A 16372-nucleotide genomic window follows, 5' to 3' on the forward strand; every position below is an offset into this window, starting at 1 on the left:
ATGACTGACGAGGACACCCGCGGCACGATTCTGTCGGTGCTGACCACGATCGCTCCGGAAATCGACCCGCACGACCTTCGCGACGACGTCCTACTCCGGGACCAAGTCGATCTGGACTCCATGGACTGGCTGAATTTTCTCCGCGGCATTCATCAGCGGTTGCGGGTGGATATCCCCGAATCCGACTATGCGTCGCTGCGGACGTTGTCCGACCTGGTCAGCTACGTTGAAAAGAACCAGCAGAGCAGTCCAACGGCCTAGTACCGCAGGGACATACGACCCTAGGCGTTAAGCCCGAGGACACCCTAGCGTCGATGTCGAGTCACAACAATGGACGAGGGGTTGACGTCATGCACCCGACGCTGGATACCCGGGTCTTGAAACGAGCGGTGCAAGTCGCGTGCCGGGCTCCGTCCGTGCATAACAGCCAGCCTTGGCGGTGGGTGGTGGCAGGCGCGGCGCTGCAATTATTCATCGATCGTCAGCGCACGGTCCCCGGCACGGACAGCTTCGACCGCGACGCGATCATCAGTTGCGGCGCAGTCCTCGATCACCTTCGTATCGCCATGCTGGCCGCAGGTTGGCAAGCGGACATCAAGCGGTTCCCTGACAAAACCGATCCCGATGAGCTCGCATCGATGACATTCAGCCCCGCCGCACACGTCACCCGCGCTCAACGTGAGCGCGCCCTAGCCATTCTGCAGCGCAGAACCGATCGGCTTCCACTACGACAACCGGCACTTTGGGATTTCTTCGAACGCGCACTATACGACGCGGTCGATGAGAGTGGAGTGGACCTGCATGTGCTCGGCGATGACTCGCGACCTCGGCTGGCCGAAGCGGCGAAACTCACCGAAGACATCCGTAACGGCGATTGGCTCTACCTCGCCGAATTAGATTGGTGGACAACACCTTATGCGGTCAGCGAGGGCATCCCTCCCGGCGCTCTCGCATCCGACAAAGAACACCAGCGCGTAGACGTCGGACGGGAATTCCCCGTCAGGATCCATACCGATCGGCGCCCAGAGCTCGAGGCCGACTGGTCCAAAATCCTCGTACTCTGCACCGATGACGACGACAGAGCGGACTGGTTGAGATCCGGCGAAGCGTTGTCGACCGTATTGCTGGAATGCACCATGGCCGGCATGGCAACCTGTCCGCTGACGCACCTCATCGAGCTGGACGAAAGCCGAGACATCGTTCGCGACCTGATCGGCCAGGCCGGCGAACCCCAGGTCCTGATCAGAGTCGGCATAGCACCGTCGATGGATCATCCTGCGGCCCCCACGCCGCGGCGCCCGCTACACGACGTCTTGAAGGTTCGCTAGGTGCACCGCCAAGGGTCGACCGACTTTGGTCCCGACGGGGTAGGACCTTCGGCAGGCGAGATCGACGGTTTTCGTCAATAAGGTCATCCCCATGACGAATCAAACCCAGACCGATGACGGCGCGATCATCTTGCCTGCGCACGAGTGTTGGGACCTGCTCTCAAGTGTGACACTGGGACGGCTGGTTACGAGCGTGGATGGGCACCCGCAGATCTTTCCGGTCAACTACGCCGTCCAGCGGCGAACGATCCTGTTTCGCACCGCGGCTGGCACGAAGCTGGTCAGTGCCGCGATAAACAACGAGGTGGTATTCGAGGTCGACGACCATAACGTCGCCGGGGGCTGGAGTGTGATCGTGCGCGGCACCGCGCGCTCTCTTCGTAGCGACGAGGACATCGAGGATGCGGAGCGTGCCCAGGTGTTGCCATGGACGACTTCCGAGAAGTCGCACTACGTACGGGTGATTCCGGAGATGGTGACGGGCCGCCGGTTCCAATTCGGCTCGCCGCCAATGGAACAGTCTATTCACATCTGAGCGAGCACCCCGGCTGCCCTAGGCGTGCACCGCTGCGGTCCGAACCGGCCGCTGGGGGTGGTGCGGCCGTGGCGTGAACTCCAGCGACAGCAATACCAGCAGCGCCGCCGGGATCTGACGGGCAGGTAGCACGACGTATCGGCGCCCACCCAGCGCGTGGTATTTGCGAAGATAGCGATACAAAGATTCAAGCCGGATAAACGGGTCCAGCAGATGAATCAACCGATACGCGACACGCTGCATCGGGCCGGGATGTGCGGCTTGAAAGATTTCCGGGAACGCCGCGAATGCGAGCGAAAGCCGGCTTGCGTTCTGGCTTTTCGCCGCGGCAATCATGTCAATGGTGAGCCGCTCGTCAACACCGTTGGGCGCATCTGGTCGACGATACGGCACATCGAGTGTCACGTCGGTTCCGTGCCCGGCAGTCGCGTATCGGTGGAACGCCACGACCCGCCCGCCGCCGTCACGAGCGATGGCCAACTTGACCCCCGGGAATCGGCCCTGCAAGGCTGCGTCCAGACTCATACAAAACCCGCGCTCCGTACCGGCCGCGTGATGCGCGGCGTACAGGACCTCGGTCAGTTCGCCGATCAGCCGACCGCAAATCTCCTGCTCGTCAACGATTTCGGTGGTAATCCCACAGTTGTGGGTGCGCTGCACACCTTGGCGCAGGTTGCGAAAGCGTCGCCCCTTCAGGCTGAAGTGACGAACGTCAACGACGACATCGCGCCCGATCGGGACCTCGAGCTTCAGCCGTCCACCGACCTTGGTACGCCACAGTTTCAGATGCCTTTCACCACAAGCCAACACGAGGATCCGCCAGCCCCGACTGCGGCACATGTGGGTGAAATCATCAACCAAAGCCTGGAATTGGGTATCGTCACCGACCGGGTCGCCGCTGACGACGGCGAACCCAAGCCGAGTGCGATAGGCGATAGCCGCGGTCTTGTCGACGTTGAAGCAATAGCTCTTGCTCGAGTGCATGGCGAATGGCGCCAATGGATCCCCATGCGTGGCCTCCACGAGAGTCCACACCTGTTGCAGTAGCTCGGGCTGAGGCCGCGCCGTCGTGGGCCACATCAGAGCGAGTCCACTGCCACCCAGCAGAATGTTGCCCAGGGCTCCGAATGACAAGAAATGCGCACCGAGCCCTAAACACACGCTCGCCGCCGCGGCCATCGCATGCCTACTCGTCACCGGGCGGCCGAGAAAAACCCCTCGCGCGATCAATGCCACCGCGGCAAGTAACGCTAGCGACCAACCGAATCGGCCGCGGGCAACCGGGTGGTCGCCGAAACGGTCACTGACGACCAGCGCCGCCGTCCACGCCACGACGCACAACATCGTGAATCCGCAGACGAAGCGTCCCAGCGGAACATCACTTCTGACCAGCACCCGCTCGCCGGCACTCACCGTCTCGGCTTCACCGCTTCGGTGCTTGATCTTCATGGCGGTCCCACTTACTCGCGAACGACGAGAACTGAACATTGGGGGTGGTGGAAGAGCGGATGCCCGGAAGGGCCTACCAGCCGCGCCAGCTGAGCGGCCTCGGCGGCGCCGATGACAGCGAGTTGCACTCGCTCCTCGTTGAGGCGTAGGAAGCTGACGATGGCATACTTGGTGGTAATTGGGTATACGCGCACCTCGGGATGACGGCGCCGCCAATCCTGCACTTGCCGTTCGAAAGCGCCGTCGGCTTGCTCGGTGAGGTCTTCGGGCCGACCCCCGAGGACCAGCATGGGCGCCCTGCGCAACTTTGCCTCCCACGCAGCGTATTTGACGACGGAGTCGTTGCCGGGCGCATCGGCCATCCGCACCACGATCCAGTTGATGTCGGGTGGCGGTTGGTCCGGATCCGTCCGCAAAACCGCAACAGAGCAGCGGGCCTTTTCGGCGAGTTCCGTTGCCGTGGAGCCTAAGAGGGCACGGGCGTAGCGTCCGATACCCGTCGAGCCGACGCAGATCAGCTCGGCATCGCGTGACGCCTCCACCATGACCGATCCAGCCGGCCCGCGCGGAATATCGGTTTCGATCTTGACAGGCTTTCGACTCGCCTCGACCGCGGATTGTGCTTCGCGAAGCGATGTCTCGGCGTGCTCGAGATCGCGAGCGTAGTCATCCGGCGATGGGTGTGTTTGTTTGATGGCCGAGATCAGCCGGAGCGGGACACCGCGCCCAATGGCCTCATCGACGCCCCAGATGGCGGCGGCGATCGCGGCCCGCGAGCCGTCGATACCCACGACGATAGGTTTCATGGTCCGTACTCCTTCCCCAGCCATCGATGCCGACTCACCCCGGGCCGGAATAGCTGTCCGCATCGTGACGATCAGTGACTCCGTCCGACGCGGGCCGGGCTAGCCGATATACCTCGATGAGGCGTGCCACATCACTTGGCGTGACGATGCCGACGACCGTGCCTCCGTCCACGACCAGAGCGCGGCTGCGAGGACCGGCGGGCGTCATCCGACGCAACAAATCTTGAAGCGGCTCTTGCGGTGCGCCGGTCGGCACGCTCTGCAGCGGCAGGGCGATCTCGCCAACACTCGTGGTGGTGCGCTGATGGGATGCAAGTTGGCGTAACTGCCGCAACGTGACCAAACCGGTGATCGACCCGTCCGGGTCGGCAACCGGGTACGCCGAGTGCCGATCGCCGAGCACATAACGCTGGATGAAATCCTCGACCGTTATCCATCCGGGAGCGGTGTGCGGCTGCGGCGTCATCGCGTCGGCTACACGCACGCCCGCGAAGATTTGCTGACTGGTCGCCTGCGCTTCTTCCTCGCGGGCGGCGACGAAGAGGAACCAGCCGATGAACGCCAACCAGACGCCACCGATCAGGCCGCCAGCCAGAAACTCGGCCAGCCCCAGCACAATCAGGATGATTGCGACCACCCGGCCGGCGTGCGCGGCACCGATCGCCGCTCGCACACTGTCGCCATGGCGATGCCACAAGTAGGCGCGCACCAGCCGCCCACCGTCCAATGGGGCACCTGGCAACAAATTGAACAGTGCGAGCAGCAAGTTGACGCTGGCCAGCCACCACGCGACGCTGCCGACGATGGTCGGGGCGTGCAGGGTCGTCAGTGCCACCGCAACTGCGCCGAACATCGCAGATAAGACCAGACTGGTGGCCGGGCCCGCGAATGCGATACGAAAGGCGGCCTTCGGACTCTTCGCCTCTCCCTGCAAGCTCGTCACACCGCCGAAGAGCCATAGTGTTACGTCGTCGACGGGTACCCCTGATCGACGGGCCACCACCGCATGGGCGAGTTCGTGGGCCAGCAGCGAAGCCAGCAGTACCACTGCGCCACACGCTCCGGCCACCCAGTAAGCCGGCCGCGAATATCCCGCCACGGTGTGGGGCAATGTGGTCGCCAGGCTCCACGTGAAAAGCCACAGGATCACAATCACGCTCCAGTGGACCTTCACCGCGAAACCCGCAAACCGTCCCAACGGAATTGCCTCAGACACCTTGGAACCTCCGAAAGCATGTGCGTTGCATGACTCGAAGGTCAGCCGGCAACCTCCGCACTTCATCCGATCGTCTTCCCGAGCTTTTGAAAAGGGACTGAAGTCCCATTGAGCCGAACAAGGGACTAAGTGCCCTAGCACCTAGTGACTTTCAGCGACAGGTAACCGGCCTTCCGGCGCTAGAGCGACACCGGCGCAGCGGCCAGTGTGGACGCATGGGCGCCCCTCATGCCGGCTACGCAGATAGAACCAATGGGTCGGATCTCGGCGACGATGCCCATCGAGTCTCTGCCCGATCGCTGCAGGACGTCGCGAGCGCGCCGCTGATCGACGTGATGCGCTCGTTGCGTACCTCGCAAGACGGACTCTCCGCCCTCGAGGCGGATGCCAGGCTGGCTACACTCGGCCCGAACTCGGTTCGGACACATCGGGTTAGCGCTCTAGCAGTGCTTGGCCGTCAGCTGAACAATGCGGTGTTGATGCTCTTAGCGGTTACCGCAATACTGTCCTTCTTTCTGGGCGACGGAACGCAAGCTACCATCATCGGCGCCATTTTGCTGATCAGCGTTGGCCTTTCGTTTTTCAACGAATACCGCGCAGAACGGGCCGCGGCCGCTCTGCATGACCGGGTGCGTCATACGGCGGTGGTCCGTCGCGACGGCCAGTTCGCTCGCGTTGATGTCACCGCGCTGGTCCCCGGAGACGTGATCCGATTACAGCTCGGTGAGGTGGTACCGGCCGACGTGCGACTGATCACGGTGAACGGATTGGAGTGCAACGAAAGCATTCTCACCGGCGAGTCGACCCCATCGGAGAAGTCGGCGGAACCCGCCGCGCCCGATGCAACCATTACCGACGCATCCAGTTTGGCGTTCATGGGCACAGTGGTCAGTGCGGGCGAAGCGGTTGGGGTGATCTATGCGACGGGTCCCACCGCAGAATTCGGCCGCATCGCTGTCGGGCTCGGCGAGCGCCAACCCGAGACCGACTTCCAGCGCGGACTGCGGCGCTTCTCCTATCTGCTTCTGAAAGTAGCCCTGACACTTACCGTCGTCATCATCGTCACCAATCTTCTACTGCAACGTCCGCTCATCGATTCGGCGCTGTTCGGGTTGGCCATCGCCGTCGGCATCACGCCCCAACTGCTTCCCGCCGTTGTCAGTACAAGCCTGGCCTCGGGTTCACGACGGCTAGCTCGCCGCAAGGTACTGGTGAAGCGCCTTGTGTGCATCGAGGACCTTGGCGATATCGACATCTTGATGACCGACAAGACGGGCACGCTGACCGATGGTCGGCTCGAGTTGCTCGACACCGTCGACGTCGGTGGCGTGCACGCGGAGTCGGTGCTGGGTTCGGGATTGCTTGCCACCGATGTCGACCCCTCGGCAGGCGGGGTGAGCGCGAACGACCTCGACGCCGCGCTATGGCGCAACCAAGTTCCGGTTTCCGGGGTCACGCGCCTGGCGACGCTGCCCTTCGACCACACCCGTCGGGCCACCTCGGCGCTCATCGATAGTGCCGGCACTAGGCGCATCATCGTCAAGGGCGCACCCGAACAGGTGATGGCACGCTGCGAAGCCATTCCCGAGGCCGCCAATCGAACGTTGACGCGGTTGTTCGCCGACGGTCGTCGTGTCGTCGCGGTAGCCAGCAAGGCGGCGCCCGGCCAGGAGACGTTGCTGGCCGCCGACGAGGCGCGGCTGACGCTCGAGGGCTTCCTGGTCTTCGCGGACAATCCGAAAGCCGACGTGCACGATTCATTGGATCGGCTCACGGCCCTGGGCATCGAGGTCAAAGTGGCGACCGGCGACAATCCCCGAGTCGCCGAAAAAGTATGCACCGACGTCGGATTGACCTCAAAGGGCACCATCACCGGCGCCGAGTTGCAACAGCTCAATGACGAAGAACTCACCACGGCAGCCCGCGACCACACCATCTTCGCGCGCATATCGCCGGAGCAGAAAGCTCGCGTCATTTCCTCGTTGCGGCAATCCCACCGCTCGGTCGGATTCCTCGGCGACGGGGTGAACGACGCGCTGGCCCTCCATTCGGCCGACGTCGGCATCTCGGTCGACACAGCCACCGATGTCGCCAAGGACGCCGCCGACGTCGTCCTTCTGGAGAAGGACCTCAGCGTATTGGCCGAAGGCGTCGCCGAAGGCCGGCGCATCTTCGCTAACACCATCAAATACGTATTGATGGGCACTTCAAGCAATTTCGGCAATATGTTCAGTGCCGCAGCGGCGTCGGCGGTTCTTTCGTTCCTCCCGATGCTGCCCAGCCAAATCTTGCTCAACAACCTGCTCTACGACAGCTCGCAGCTCGCGATTCCCACCGACCGGGTGGACGACGAGCAGCTACAGGCACCCGCACACTGGAACATTGCATTCATTCGCCGGTTCATGCTGTCGTTCGGCCCGATCAGTTCGTTGTTCGACTTCCTCACCTTCGGCCTGATGCTTGGTGTCCTGCACGCGGGGCCGATCGAGTTTCGCACCGGCTGGTTCGTCGAATCCCTTGCTACCCAGACGCTCATCATCTTCGCGATCCGAACCAAGCGGGTGCCGTTCCTACGCAGCAGACCGGGCGCACTACTCACCGCAGCCACCCTGTCGATCGTCGCGCTCGGAGTGATCCTGACGGTGTCGCCACTCGCCGCCAACCTTGGATTCCGCCCGCTGCCGTGGCAGTTCTTCGCCGCGCTCGTCGGACTCACCCTCTGCTACATGGTCTTGGTGGAGATCACCAAGACATGGTTCTACTCGCAACCGATGCACGTCGCGGATCGACTGCGCCGGACCCGGGGACAGGTGCACCGCATTCACCGGCGAGCGTCCCGCTTCAGCCACTCCAGCCCGCTTCCAACACCCATCGCCTCAGCGGGGACTGCGAGTTTTCGTTAGCCAGAACGTGACGTATTGGGACTTTCGCCCCTACCACAGCCGAGGTGCAAGACGATCGGATTACTGCTATGAGCGCGGCGCTATCGACCCACTTAACAACCGACTTTGAACGCGCGGTCAAATGCACCCGAGAAGCCCTTGCGCAACACGGGTTTGGCGTGCTAACCGAAATCGACATCAAAGCGACGCTGAAGACGAAGCTCGGTGTGGATATGGAGGACTATTTGATACTTGGTGCGTGCAACCCGGCGTTGGCGTACCAGGCGATCAATATCGATCGAGAGATTGGATTGCTGCTCCCCTGCAATATCTTGCTGCGCACCGATCCGAGCGATCCTGGCACGACAATCGTCGAGGCGATGGATCCGAGCCTATTGGTGGAGGTAACCGGTGAGCCGGGGGTGATCGCGATCGCCGATGAGGTCACCGCCAAGCTCACCGCCGCGATCGCGTCGCTCAACGCTAGTTGCGGTTGATTTCACCCACTGCCATATCGATCACTCGCCCAACGGCGCGTGCGACCTCCGGAGTCAAACCGATGCCATTGTCGGTGTCCGCTACTTCGATGGTGAACACCCCAAGCATGTCGGGTACCGGTCTGCCAAGCGCTTGATCACTCAATGTGAGTAAAGCTTCCATGTCCCCTGCACACCAAAGCTTTTCGGGTTTGGCGCCTACTCGCCGACATCTGCAAGGTTCGACATCCACCCGACGAAATCGTCGAGTTCGCGCCGCGGTGTCGATGGCAACGGATCCGCATTGATCGGCGCCCAACCCACTCGCAGCAGCATCTGCGGATAACTGGCGCTCCCGAAAATCACGGAGCGCACCGCCTCGCGTGTTTCCGGGATCTCGAGGGGCTCGGTGACCGGGCAACTGGCCAAGCCCGTCGACGTAGCGGTGAGCAGAACACTACTGGTGGCCTCGCCGGCGCGCAGCTGCGCCAACCGGTCGTCAGCACGCGTTCCGAGCGCGAGAACCACTGCGTTGTCTTCGGCGGATGACGAGCCGGGCGGCTCGGCGAGTACCGGACCGGCGAAGTACCGGCCAGGAATGGCGGCATCACGATCGGACTTTGGCGTGTTGCGAGCCGGAACGCCGGCTAGCGAGCCGTAGCGGCCGCTCCACTCCGTCAGCTCAGCAAGATAGTCATGGTTCATGTGATCCCACACGGACTGCGCCACGATCTTATGCAGCTTGTCGGTGTCTTCGACCTGGCAAAGTGTCACACCATGGCGCGCCGATCGCGCCGCCATCAGCGCTATGTCGCCGACGGGTACCTGCCAGGAGCTATAGCGTCGGCGGTCGGTTCGCCGCCGTGGTATCGCGGCGGCGAGCGCAATGTCTGAGGCGTCGGACTTATGCTGTGAAAGCTCAATTGCGGCAAGGTGATTCGGATCCGCTGGGTTGGGCAAGCGGGACACTTTGGCGTGCCATCCGACCGCTGCGAATGCGACGACGCAGTGATTCAGCGCCGCGCCACAACTCAAGATCAAGTCCCGCCCGTCCGGATCGGTGTTGGGTAGTTGTCGGGTTGCGTCGGAGTAGAGATGCAGGCTCTGCTCGCCGACCAGCCATCGCCAAGGTTGGGTGTTGTGGACGGAGGGGGCTCGAGATGCCAGAGCCAGGACGGTGCGGATCGTGCCCGCATCGGGAAAGCGCGCGTTCATCGCAGTTCGCCCCTTTCTAGAAATTCTGATGTCGACGATTCCGGGTTTGCCGCCGCCGGACGAGGGGATGACGACCTTAACTCCGAGGGACTTTGGGCCGCGTCCCGGTGCGAAAGACACGCTGTCCGGGGCGCAGGCGTTAGGCAGCCGAGGCAAGAGTCACTTCAACGGATAGCAGGTTGCCTACGGCGTAAGCCGCCGACCAGTCGCCGACGCACGCCGCTCGCGCGAGGTCCTCAACCAGCGGGCTGTAGGCACCCAGCTCCCGCAGCCACGTCGTGACGATGGCGGCGATCTCGTCGCCGTGCACATGAACTGTGCGGCCACCGTGCAGGCGATCGGTAACGCAATACATCCGCTCAACATGCGTTGTGTGCTTTGCGAGCCTCATCGCAGCCTCCTCGACCGGCCTTGACATCAATCCGACCAGTTGGCCGATTCGGCCGATAGAGGCGAACGAATCCGGCGAGGGGTGCTTCGGTCGTCTCGCCGCCTACGCCGAAGTCCCGGCCTCGGGGGCCTTTGGTCCCCGTACCCGGGGGCCCACGGCCCTTCGACGACCGCAGTCACCGGCCCGGTTTCCGGCAGAGCGAAGCCGCGATATGCCATGGATCACCTTGCTGGACAGGGCTTTTCGTGGCGATTGGTCTTATCCTCTGCGGCTAGAACGAAGTAGTTTTCTTCTTCTTGCACGAAGTGCAGCCGCAGAAGCGTGTACAGACCGTAGAGGCACGCGAGCAAGTCATCGACTTGGTCCGGCTGAATCCGCCCCTGCGCTTGCGCGATGGCCAGGTGCGTTCCGATGCGGTCGGAAAGCCTCCGGATCTCGGCATGCGTCCGGCTCATTGTCGGGGTGGCTTCGCTGCCCAAGGGCTTGGCCAGCGCCGGGTAGAGCTGGGTTTCCTCGGCTAGTTCATGGGGCAGCACCCGATCAATTAGTACGGCGTGGGCCGCCGCAAGCGATTCCAACGCCACGGCGTCGGGGCCCGCAACAAGCCGATCCGCGCTGTCGCGCAGCAGCCCGATGGCGTCGCGGAGTTCGTCGTGTTCGGCGGAGAAGCGTTGCAGCAGCTCTTCGGTGCCGGTGGCCAACGGCAGCTCCGTAGCCGGGTTGCCTCGCAGAGCCCGCAACGCGTTGATGATCACTGCGACATCAATGCCTTCCTGCAGGAGGGCTCCCGCCGCCGGCGGGAGCCAACCCAGGGCGGCAATCCCCATGGCGAGCACCGACAAAGTCATACCGATGACCGCACTTTGCACCGCGATCCGGCGAGACCACCGGGCGGTGTCCATCGCATCGGCGAGGCGATCGATGCGATCGGTGGTCAACACCACGTCGGCGGCTTCGGAGGAGGCAGTGGCGCCGCGGGCGCCCATTGCCACACCGACGGTGGCCGCGGCCAACGCGGGAGCGTCATTTACTCCGTCACCGACCATCACCGTGGGTGCCCGTTCACTTTCGGCGCGCACCGCGGCGTACTTGTCGGCGGGTGCCTGTTCGGCAAAGACCTCGTCCAGCCCCAAGACAGCAGCGATGTCGCGGGTGGGCTCGAATCGGTCGCCGGTCAACATGATCAACCGATTCAGTCCTGCCTCCCGCAGTCGCCGTACGGTGCGTGGCGCCTCTCGGCGCAGCGGATCTCGCAAGAACACCGCACCCACCGCCCGATTCTCGATGCAGACCCACGCGATGGCTGAGCTGTCGAGGCGAGCACGATTGAGCACCGTTCGTGTCCAGGGGGCGGTCATCGCGTCCGCGGGCAGTTGGCCGACGGAAACTCGACATCCGTCGACGGTCGCGGTAACTCCGCTGCCCGGCTGCTCCAGCACATCGGCGGGCAGTGACAGCCGCAGGCCGCGGCTGAGCGCTTCGGTGACGATGGCCTCAGCCATTACGTGCGGAGAGAGCTGGTCGACCGAAGCGGCCAGTCGCAGCAGCGATGTCGCGTCGCAACCAGGAGCGGCTACCACGTCGACCACCGTGGGCCGTCCCACCGTCAGGGTGCCGGTCTTGTCCATCACCAACGTTTTCGCACGGCCGAGGTTTTCCAGGACCCCGCCGCCGCGGATGACCACGCCGTCGCGAGATGCCCGGGACAACCCCGAAACAATTGCGACCGGAGCTGCCAGCAACAACGGACATGGGGTCGCCACCACCAGCACCGCCACGGCGCGCACCGCCGACCCACTCGCTAGCCACGCCGCGGCAGCGAGTATCAACGCCGCAGGAAGAAACCATGTCGCGAAACGGTCCGCCAACCGCACAACCGGCGCGGTGTCCGCGCCTGCCTGCTGCGCCAATCGCACAATGCCCGCATACGTGCTCTGGTCAGCCGTTGCGGTCGCAGCCAGTTCGAAAGGGCTGCCTGCGTTGATCACGCCGCTGCGGACGGGCTCGCCGATGCCGCGTTCGACGTGCATCGATTCGCCCGTCAGGGCCGACTCGTCGAGCACCGCTACTGCGTCGGCGATCCGCCCGTCCACCGGCACCACCTCACCGGGGCCGACGATCAGCGTGTCGCCGACACTCACGTCCGCCAAAGGTATGGTCGTGACTTGCGTGCCTGTCCGTCGCCGCGCGAATCGTGGGGCGCGCTCGAGCAGGGCGCGCAAATCGTGTGCCGCGCGACGTTCGGCCGCCGAATCCAGCGCACGGCCACTGGCCAGCATCACTGCAATCAGCGCGCCGGCCAGATACTCGCCGACCAACAGACTGCCGACCAGCGACAACACCGCGATAATGTCAACGCCGCCGCGCTTGCGCCGCAACCCTGACACCACCCACACCGATGCCGGCGCGATCGCGACTGCGGTACCGGCCATCCAGCAGCCGTCGGCCACCTGCCGCCAACTGGCCAGCCAGGCGACGCCACCGGCCGCCAAGGCGGCGAACGTGAATACCGCCAAGATTGGTTCGACCAACGAGCGCGCCGCAGGGATAAAGCGGCCAGCTGAATCGCTGCCCATGACAGATCCCTTCGGCAACAGCTGCTTTCGTGATCAAAGTCGAACAGTCACCGAGTTTCCTGGCAAGTGCCGTACTACCCGTAAGTCGCGGGTCTTTGGACCGTAGCGGCGGGTTACTCGCGTTTGTCGCTCGTCGCTGTGCTAGCTGCGCCCGTAGCTCGCTGTCCGCGGGCCGCCAATGCGCCGGCGATCGAGGCGGCCGCAACCGTCAGCAAGGCGCCGAGCATCAGCGCCGAGCCCTCGCCCGGCGCGAGCAGGTTTTCCTCGTTTCCGATCGTGGCTGCCGCGACCGGCACGCCGAGCTGGGCGGCCGAGAGCACGGCCAGGGATACCGGCTGACCGAGCAGCCTGCCCACGCAGTGCGCCAACACAGCGCCGAGCCCAAGCGCGACGCCCAGCACAATCAACTTCGGGTGCGCGCCCAACTCGCGCACGTGCAGCGAGGCGCCCAGCCAGATGAAGAACAACGGACCGAAAAATCCCTCGGTGATCCCGAAAAGCTGGCGCGCAAGCCGTCGCGGCTCGCCCACCGACGCGATCACCAAACCCAGTGCGAAGCCGGCCAACATGATCGACACGTGGGTGCTCAGCGCGAGTGCCGCTAGTGCGAACAACACCAGTAGATTCGTGCGCAACTCCAGCGCGAATTTATGCTCCTCGGAAAATCTGTGCGCGCGTTGACGCCAGCCCCGACGATCGACCGCGAGTAGAACCAGGTATGCCAGTCCCGCGCACGCCGCGACCGCCAGCGCACCCAGGGCCGCCGTCGGCGCCCTGTTCAGGTCGATCACCAAGGGCAGCAACACGATACATGCCGTATCGGCGATAGCGATCTGCGCCGTGAGCGAGAGCACGGCCGGCCCCTGCAGGCGCAACGAGCCGATCACAGGCAGTGCCAGCGCCGCCGACGACGACGTCATCAGCACCGCGTACAGTGCCGCGTGGCCGGTAGCGAAATACGACGCCAACACCACGCCGAGCATCGTTGCGACAACGCCGCACAGCACCGCTCGCGCCAGCGCCCGCGGCAGCGCCCCGCGCACCTCAGGATTTCGCACCGGCACATGCGTGCCCGCGACAAACATCACCAGCGCGAAGCCGATGTTCGCGAATAATTGAAACGTCGGGTTCGATTCGTCGAGCACACCGAAACCCGTCTTGCCGAGCACGAGTCCCGCGAGCAGCTCGCCGACGATCAGCGGAATCCGCAGGCGCGGCAGCGAAGCCACCAGCGGGCCGGCGAAACCTACCGCGGCCAGCAGCGCCAGCGTGTCGAAGCCGAAGCCCGACATCTCAACAGCCCTGCGGCGCGGTCAGCCGACGACCTCGAAGATCGCCGCTGCCGACGTGACGGCCTTGTCCGCGTTGCCTTCATCGTGCAGCAGCATGCGCACGCCGATACGTCCGGGACCACCGGCATGGGCGGTGCCCTCCACCCGGAACGGCCCGACCTTTCCGCGGGACATGAACATGACGTGCCAGCTGACGACCTGCACCTGGCGGGTGCCGGCGAGATCGGCAGCCAGGTCGATCGCCGCGGTCTCCAGCACGACGTGCTGGGGCCCGATGTGCAATGCCGCGTCCGGCGAGGCGAGTTCGAGGCTGAGGGCGGGCAGCATCCAGTGCCCGTCGTCGCGTCTCGAGGCACCGAAGGCGGCCCACAGCGGCGGCAGGTCGGGCGAGTCCTCGACAATTAGCTCAGTGCCCGAAACATCCATCCTGTCAAGCCCTTCCGGCGGGATCCCGATGATCGCGCCCTGACCCTCGTTGAACGCGATCACCCGCTCCGGGTTGTCGGCGTCGACGATCTTGCACCGCCCGTACCCCATCGTGCGACCTTGGTGCACGATGCCAGAGCCGACGATCTCGACCCTAGAGACGTCGTAGCCGGGGTCGATGATCTGCACCGACGCGATGACCGGATTGGGCACCGCGACCATGTCCGTCTGACAGCCCTCGGGTGACGAGATCGCCAGCGGTGCAACCATAATTCCGCCCGCCTCATTGCGCATGTCGCGGCGGATCACGACGGTGTCGTCGACGTCGCCGATGTCCATCGACGAGTGCCTGCGACCGATGTAGCGGTAACTGAGCAGACCGGTCCAGCGGCGGTACAGCTCATCGCGATAGGCATCGGCGTCGCCGGCAAACTCCCGGATGTCACGCAGTTGGTCGCTCACTTTCGGCCACCTCTCTCCCCTTCTGCCAGGACGATCTGTTTCGCCGCACTTGGTTGAACGGCACGCCGCGGTCCGCGGCGTACTCGCGGGGCAAGTTCAGCACCCGCTCGCCGATCACGTTGCGCGCCATTTCGGTGGTGCCGCCGCCGATGCTGGCGATCTGACGGCCGAGGTACCGGATGCCGATATCGAGCAGCTCGGCGTCGTCCTCGACGACCGCGGACGTCCCCGTGACGGCGATCGCGGTATCGATTTCGACGTCGTGAACCGCGGCCATCTGCAAGCGAATGATCGATCCCGCGGTCGGCGGCAGCGCGCCGCCGGCCACCGCGTGGAAGACGTGCTCGCTGAGTTGACGCGCAACCGTTCGGTGGACCAGGGCACGTCCGATCATTTCACCGATGCGTTCATTACCCAGCTGGTCAGTCTTTTCGGCCAGCGCCAGCAGGTCGATCGAAACGTCTTCGGCCTCAGAGATTCCCGGTCCGCTGGTGTACTCCGAGCCGTCGCCCATGCTGCGGCGTTCGTGGTAGAGCTGTCGCGAAGCGACTTCCCAGCCCTTGCCCGCTTCACCGACGACGGCGTCATCGCCCACCTCGACGTCGTCGAAGAACTCCTCGCAGAATTCGATGGAGCCGTTGATCTGCTGGATGCGGTTGATCGTTATTCCGGGGTGCTTAAGCGGCACCAGGAACATTGTCAGCCCCTCGTGTTTTGGTGCGTCCCAATCGGTCCGGGCCAAGCACAACCCGTAATCCGCGGCGAACGCCCAGGTGCTCCATGTCTTGGCGCCGTTGATGATCCACCGCCCGTCCCGGCGGTCGGCACGGGTGATGACGCCGGCGAGATCTGATCCCCCGCTCGGCTCGGACAACAACTGAACCAGCACTTCGTCGCCACGCAGCGCCGCCCGGATGTGGGTGCGCTTCTGCTCCTCGCTACCCATGTCGAGGATGGTGGCGCAGCAGATGGCGAAGGAGGGCACGTTGAGCAATAACGGCGTTTCATAACCTTGCGCCTCGGCGTCGAAGGCCTTCTTGTACTCGTAGCCCAGCCCGAGACCGCCGTACTCCCGGGGAAAACAGATACCGGCGAAACCGCCGTCATACAACTTCTTTTGCAGCTCGCGCGCCCGGTGCCACGACGCCTCCGCATCACGTTCGAGAAGCGCTGCTTCTGCGGGATCCTGCCGCGGCATGTTCTCGGCCAACCATGCCCTGGCCCGGCTGCGAAACTCCGCTACGGTCTCGTCGGTCACCAGGAGTGCCGAATTCGTCTGTGCGTCATCGCCGCTGACCTCCCGACGCCGTTGTCGTGT

15 protein-coding genes are annotated in these 16372 nt (G+C 64.1%); 5 read left to right on the forward strand and 10 right to left on the reverse strand.

Annotated features, from left to right (window positions below):
- The 3 genes from MJO58_RS15305 (at position 1) to MJO58_RS15315 (ending at position 1863) form a co-directional block, all read left to right on the forward strand.
- Entirely contained in the window at positions 1 to 261 is a 261-nt protein-coding gene (locus MJO58_RS15305) for an acyl carrier protein (protein WP_090602911.1), read from the forward strand.
- A 53-nt stretch (positions 262 to 314) separates the two neighbouring features.
- The gene (locus MJO58_RS15310) at positions 315 to 1328 is read left to right on the forward strand and encodes an Acg family FMN-binding oxidoreductase (RefSeq protein WP_276553167.1); all 1014 of its coding nucleotides are present in this window, start codon (positions 315 to 317) and stop codon (positions 1326 to 1328) included.
- Between the two features lie 91 nt (positions 1329 to 1419).
- Positions 1420 to 1863, forward strand: a complete 444-nt coding sequence (locus tag MJO58_RS15315; RefSeq protein WP_239719940.1) for a pyridoxamine 5'-phosphate oxidase family protein — start codon at positions 1420 to 1422, stop codon at positions 1861 to 1863.
- 18 nt (positions 1864 to 1881) lie between these two features.
- Here the strand turns inward: MJO58_RS15315 and MJO58_RS15320 are convergent, their stop codons facing one another.
- Genes MJO58_RS15320 through MJO58_RS15330 form a run of 3 tightly spaced genes read right to left on the reverse strand, consistent with a single transcriptional unit; the run spans position 1882 to position 5334 of the window.
- The gene (locus tag MJO58_RS15320; protein WP_239719941.1) at positions 1882 to 3312 is read right to left on the reverse strand and encodes a bifunctional lysylphosphatidylglycerol flippase/synthetase MprF; all 1431 of its coding nucleotides are present in this window, start codon (positions 3310 to 3312) and stop codon (positions 1882 to 1884) included.
- Between the two features lie 11 nt (positions 3313 to 3323).
- Positions 3324 to 4118: a universal stress protein gene (locus MJO58_RS15325; RefSeq protein ID WP_239719942.1), complete on the reverse strand. Its 795-nt coding sequence runs from the start codon at positions 4116 to 4118 to the stop codon at positions 3324 to 3326.
- A gap of 34 nt (positions 4119 to 4152) precedes the next feature.
- Positions 4153 to 5334: a site-2 protease family protein gene (locus MJO58_RS15330; protein WP_090609099.1), complete on the reverse strand. Its 1182-nt coding sequence runs from the start codon at positions 5332 to 5334 to the stop codon at positions 4153 to 4155.
- A gap of 215 nt (positions 5335 to 5549) precedes the next feature.
- Here MJO58_RS15330 and mgtA point away from each other — a divergent pair, with 215 nt between their 5' ends.
- Both mgtA and MJO58_RS15340 read left to right on the forward strand, forming a co-directional pair.
- Positions 5550 to 8237, forward strand: coding sequence for a magnesium-translocating P-type ATPase (mgtA, locus tag MJO58_RS15335; RefSeq protein ID WP_259608706.1), 2688 nt, complete (start codon positions 5550 to 5552; stop codon positions 8235 to 8237).
- Positions 8238 to 8305: 68 nt separating this feature from the next.
- Entirely contained in the window at positions 8306 to 8713 is a 408-nt protein-coding gene (locus tag MJO58_RS15340) for a DUF302 domain-containing protein (protein ID WP_090602929.1), read from the forward strand.
- On the opposite strand, the gene MJO58_RS15345 is transcribed toward MJO58_RS15340, so the two are convergent.
- From MJO58_RS15345 to MJO58_RS15375, 7 genes are all read right to left on the reverse strand, one after another.
- Complete coding sequence (locus tag MJO58_RS15345; RefSeq protein WP_175364440.1) at positions 8700 to 8876, reverse strand: hypothetical protein; 177 nt, start codon at positions 8874 to 8876, stop codon at positions 8700 to 8702. The two genes, MJO58_RS15340 and MJO58_RS15345, sit on opposite strands and share 14 nt — an antisense overlap.
- Positions 8877 to 8911: 35 nt before the next feature.
- On the reverse strand, positions 8912 to 9907 hold the full coding sequence (locus tag MJO58_RS15350; protein ID WP_090602932.1) for an Acg family FMN-binding oxidoreductase: 996 nt from the start codon (positions 9905 to 9907) through the stop codon (positions 8912 to 8914).
- A gap of 139 nt (positions 9908 to 10046) precedes the next feature.
- Positions 10047 to 10298, reverse strand: coding sequence for a hypothetical protein (locus MJO58_RS15355; RefSeq protein WP_175364441.1), 252 nt, complete (start codon positions 10296 to 10298; stop codon positions 10047 to 10049).
- 221 nt (positions 10299 to 10519) lie between these two features.
- Positions 10520 to 12874 carry a heavy metal translocating P-type ATPase gene (locus tag MJO58_RS15360; RefSeq protein WP_090602937.1) on the reverse strand — a complete coding sequence of 785 codons (2355 nt, stop codon included), beginning with the start codon at positions 12872 to 12874 and terminating at the stop codon, positions 10520 to 10522.
- Between the two features lie 113 nt (positions 12875 to 12987).
- A complete protein-coding gene (locus tag MJO58_RS15365) occupies positions 12988 to 14166 on the reverse strand; it encodes a cation:proton antiporter (RefSeq protein WP_239719943.1) in 1179 nt (392 codons plus the stop codon).
- 21 nt (positions 14167 to 14187) lie between these two features.
- Positions 14188 to 15054 (reverse strand): hypothetical protein, encoded by an 867-nt coding sequence (locus MJO58_RS15370; RefSeq protein ID WP_239719944.1) that lies wholly within the window; start codon positions 15052 to 15054, stop codon positions 14188 to 14190.
- Entirely contained in the window at positions 15035 to 16312 is a 1278-nt protein-coding gene (locus MJO58_RS15375) for an acyl-CoA dehydrogenase family protein (protein WP_090602945.1), read from the reverse strand. The genes MJO58_RS15370 and MJO58_RS15375 overlap by 20 nt, the downstream gene beginning before the upstream one ends.
- Positions 16313 to 16372: the final 60 nt, after the last annotated feature.

It is taken from the genome of Mycobacterium lentiflavum, from assembly GCF_022374895.2.
In the GTDB taxonomy this organism is placed as follows: domain Bacteria; phylum Actinomycetota; class Actinomycetes; order Mycobacteriales; family Mycobacteriaceae; genus Mycobacterium; species Mycobacterium lentiflavum.

Coding starts and splice junctions, on each gene's coding strand:
- MJO58_RS15355 (WP_175364441.1), bottom strand. CDS start 10,298: ATGAGGCTCGCAAAGCACACAACGCATGTTGAGCGGATGTATTGCGTT.
- mgtA (WP_259608706.1), top strand. CDS start 5,550: ATGGGCGCCCCTCATGCCGGCTACGCAGATAGAACCAATGGGTCGGAT.
- MJO58_RS15360 (WP_090602937.1), bottom strand. CDS start 12,874: ATGGGCAGCGATTCAGCTGGCCGCTTTATCCCTGCGGCGCGCTCGTTG.
- MJO58_RS15345 (WP_175364440.1), bottom strand. CDS start 8,876: ATGGAAGCTTTACTCACATTGAGTGATCAAGCGCTTGGCAGACCGGTA.
- MJO58_RS15305 (WP_090602911.1), top strand. CDS start 1: ATGACTGACGAGGACACCCGCGGCACGATTCTGTCGGTGCTGACCACG.
- MJO58_RS15365 (WP_239719943.1), bottom strand. CDS start 14,166: ATGTCGGGCTTCGGCTTCGACACGCTGGCGCTGCTGGCCGCGGTAGGT.
- MJO58_RS15310 (WP_276553167.1), top strand. CDS start 315: ATGTCGAGTCACAACAATGGACGAGGGGTTGACGTCATGCACCCGACG.
- MJO58_RS15350 (WP_090602932.1), bottom strand. CDS start 9,907: ATGAACGCGCGCTTTCCCGATGCGGGCACGATCCGCACCGTCCTGGCT.
- MJO58_RS15325 (WP_239719942.1), bottom strand. CDS start 4,118: ATGAAACCTATCGTCGTGGGTATCGACGGCTCGCGGGCCGCGATCGCC.
- MJO58_RS15340 (WP_090602929.1), top strand. CDS start 8,306: ATGAGCGCGGCGCTATCGACCCACTTAACAACCGACTTTGAACGCGCG.
- MJO58_RS15320 (WP_239719941.1), bottom strand. CDS start 3,312: ATGAAGATCAAGCACCGAAGCGGTGAAGCCGAGACGGTGAGTGCCGGC.
- MJO58_RS15315 (WP_239719940.1), top strand. CDS start 1,420: ATGACGAATCAAACCCAGACCGATGACGGCGCGATCATCTTGCCTGCG.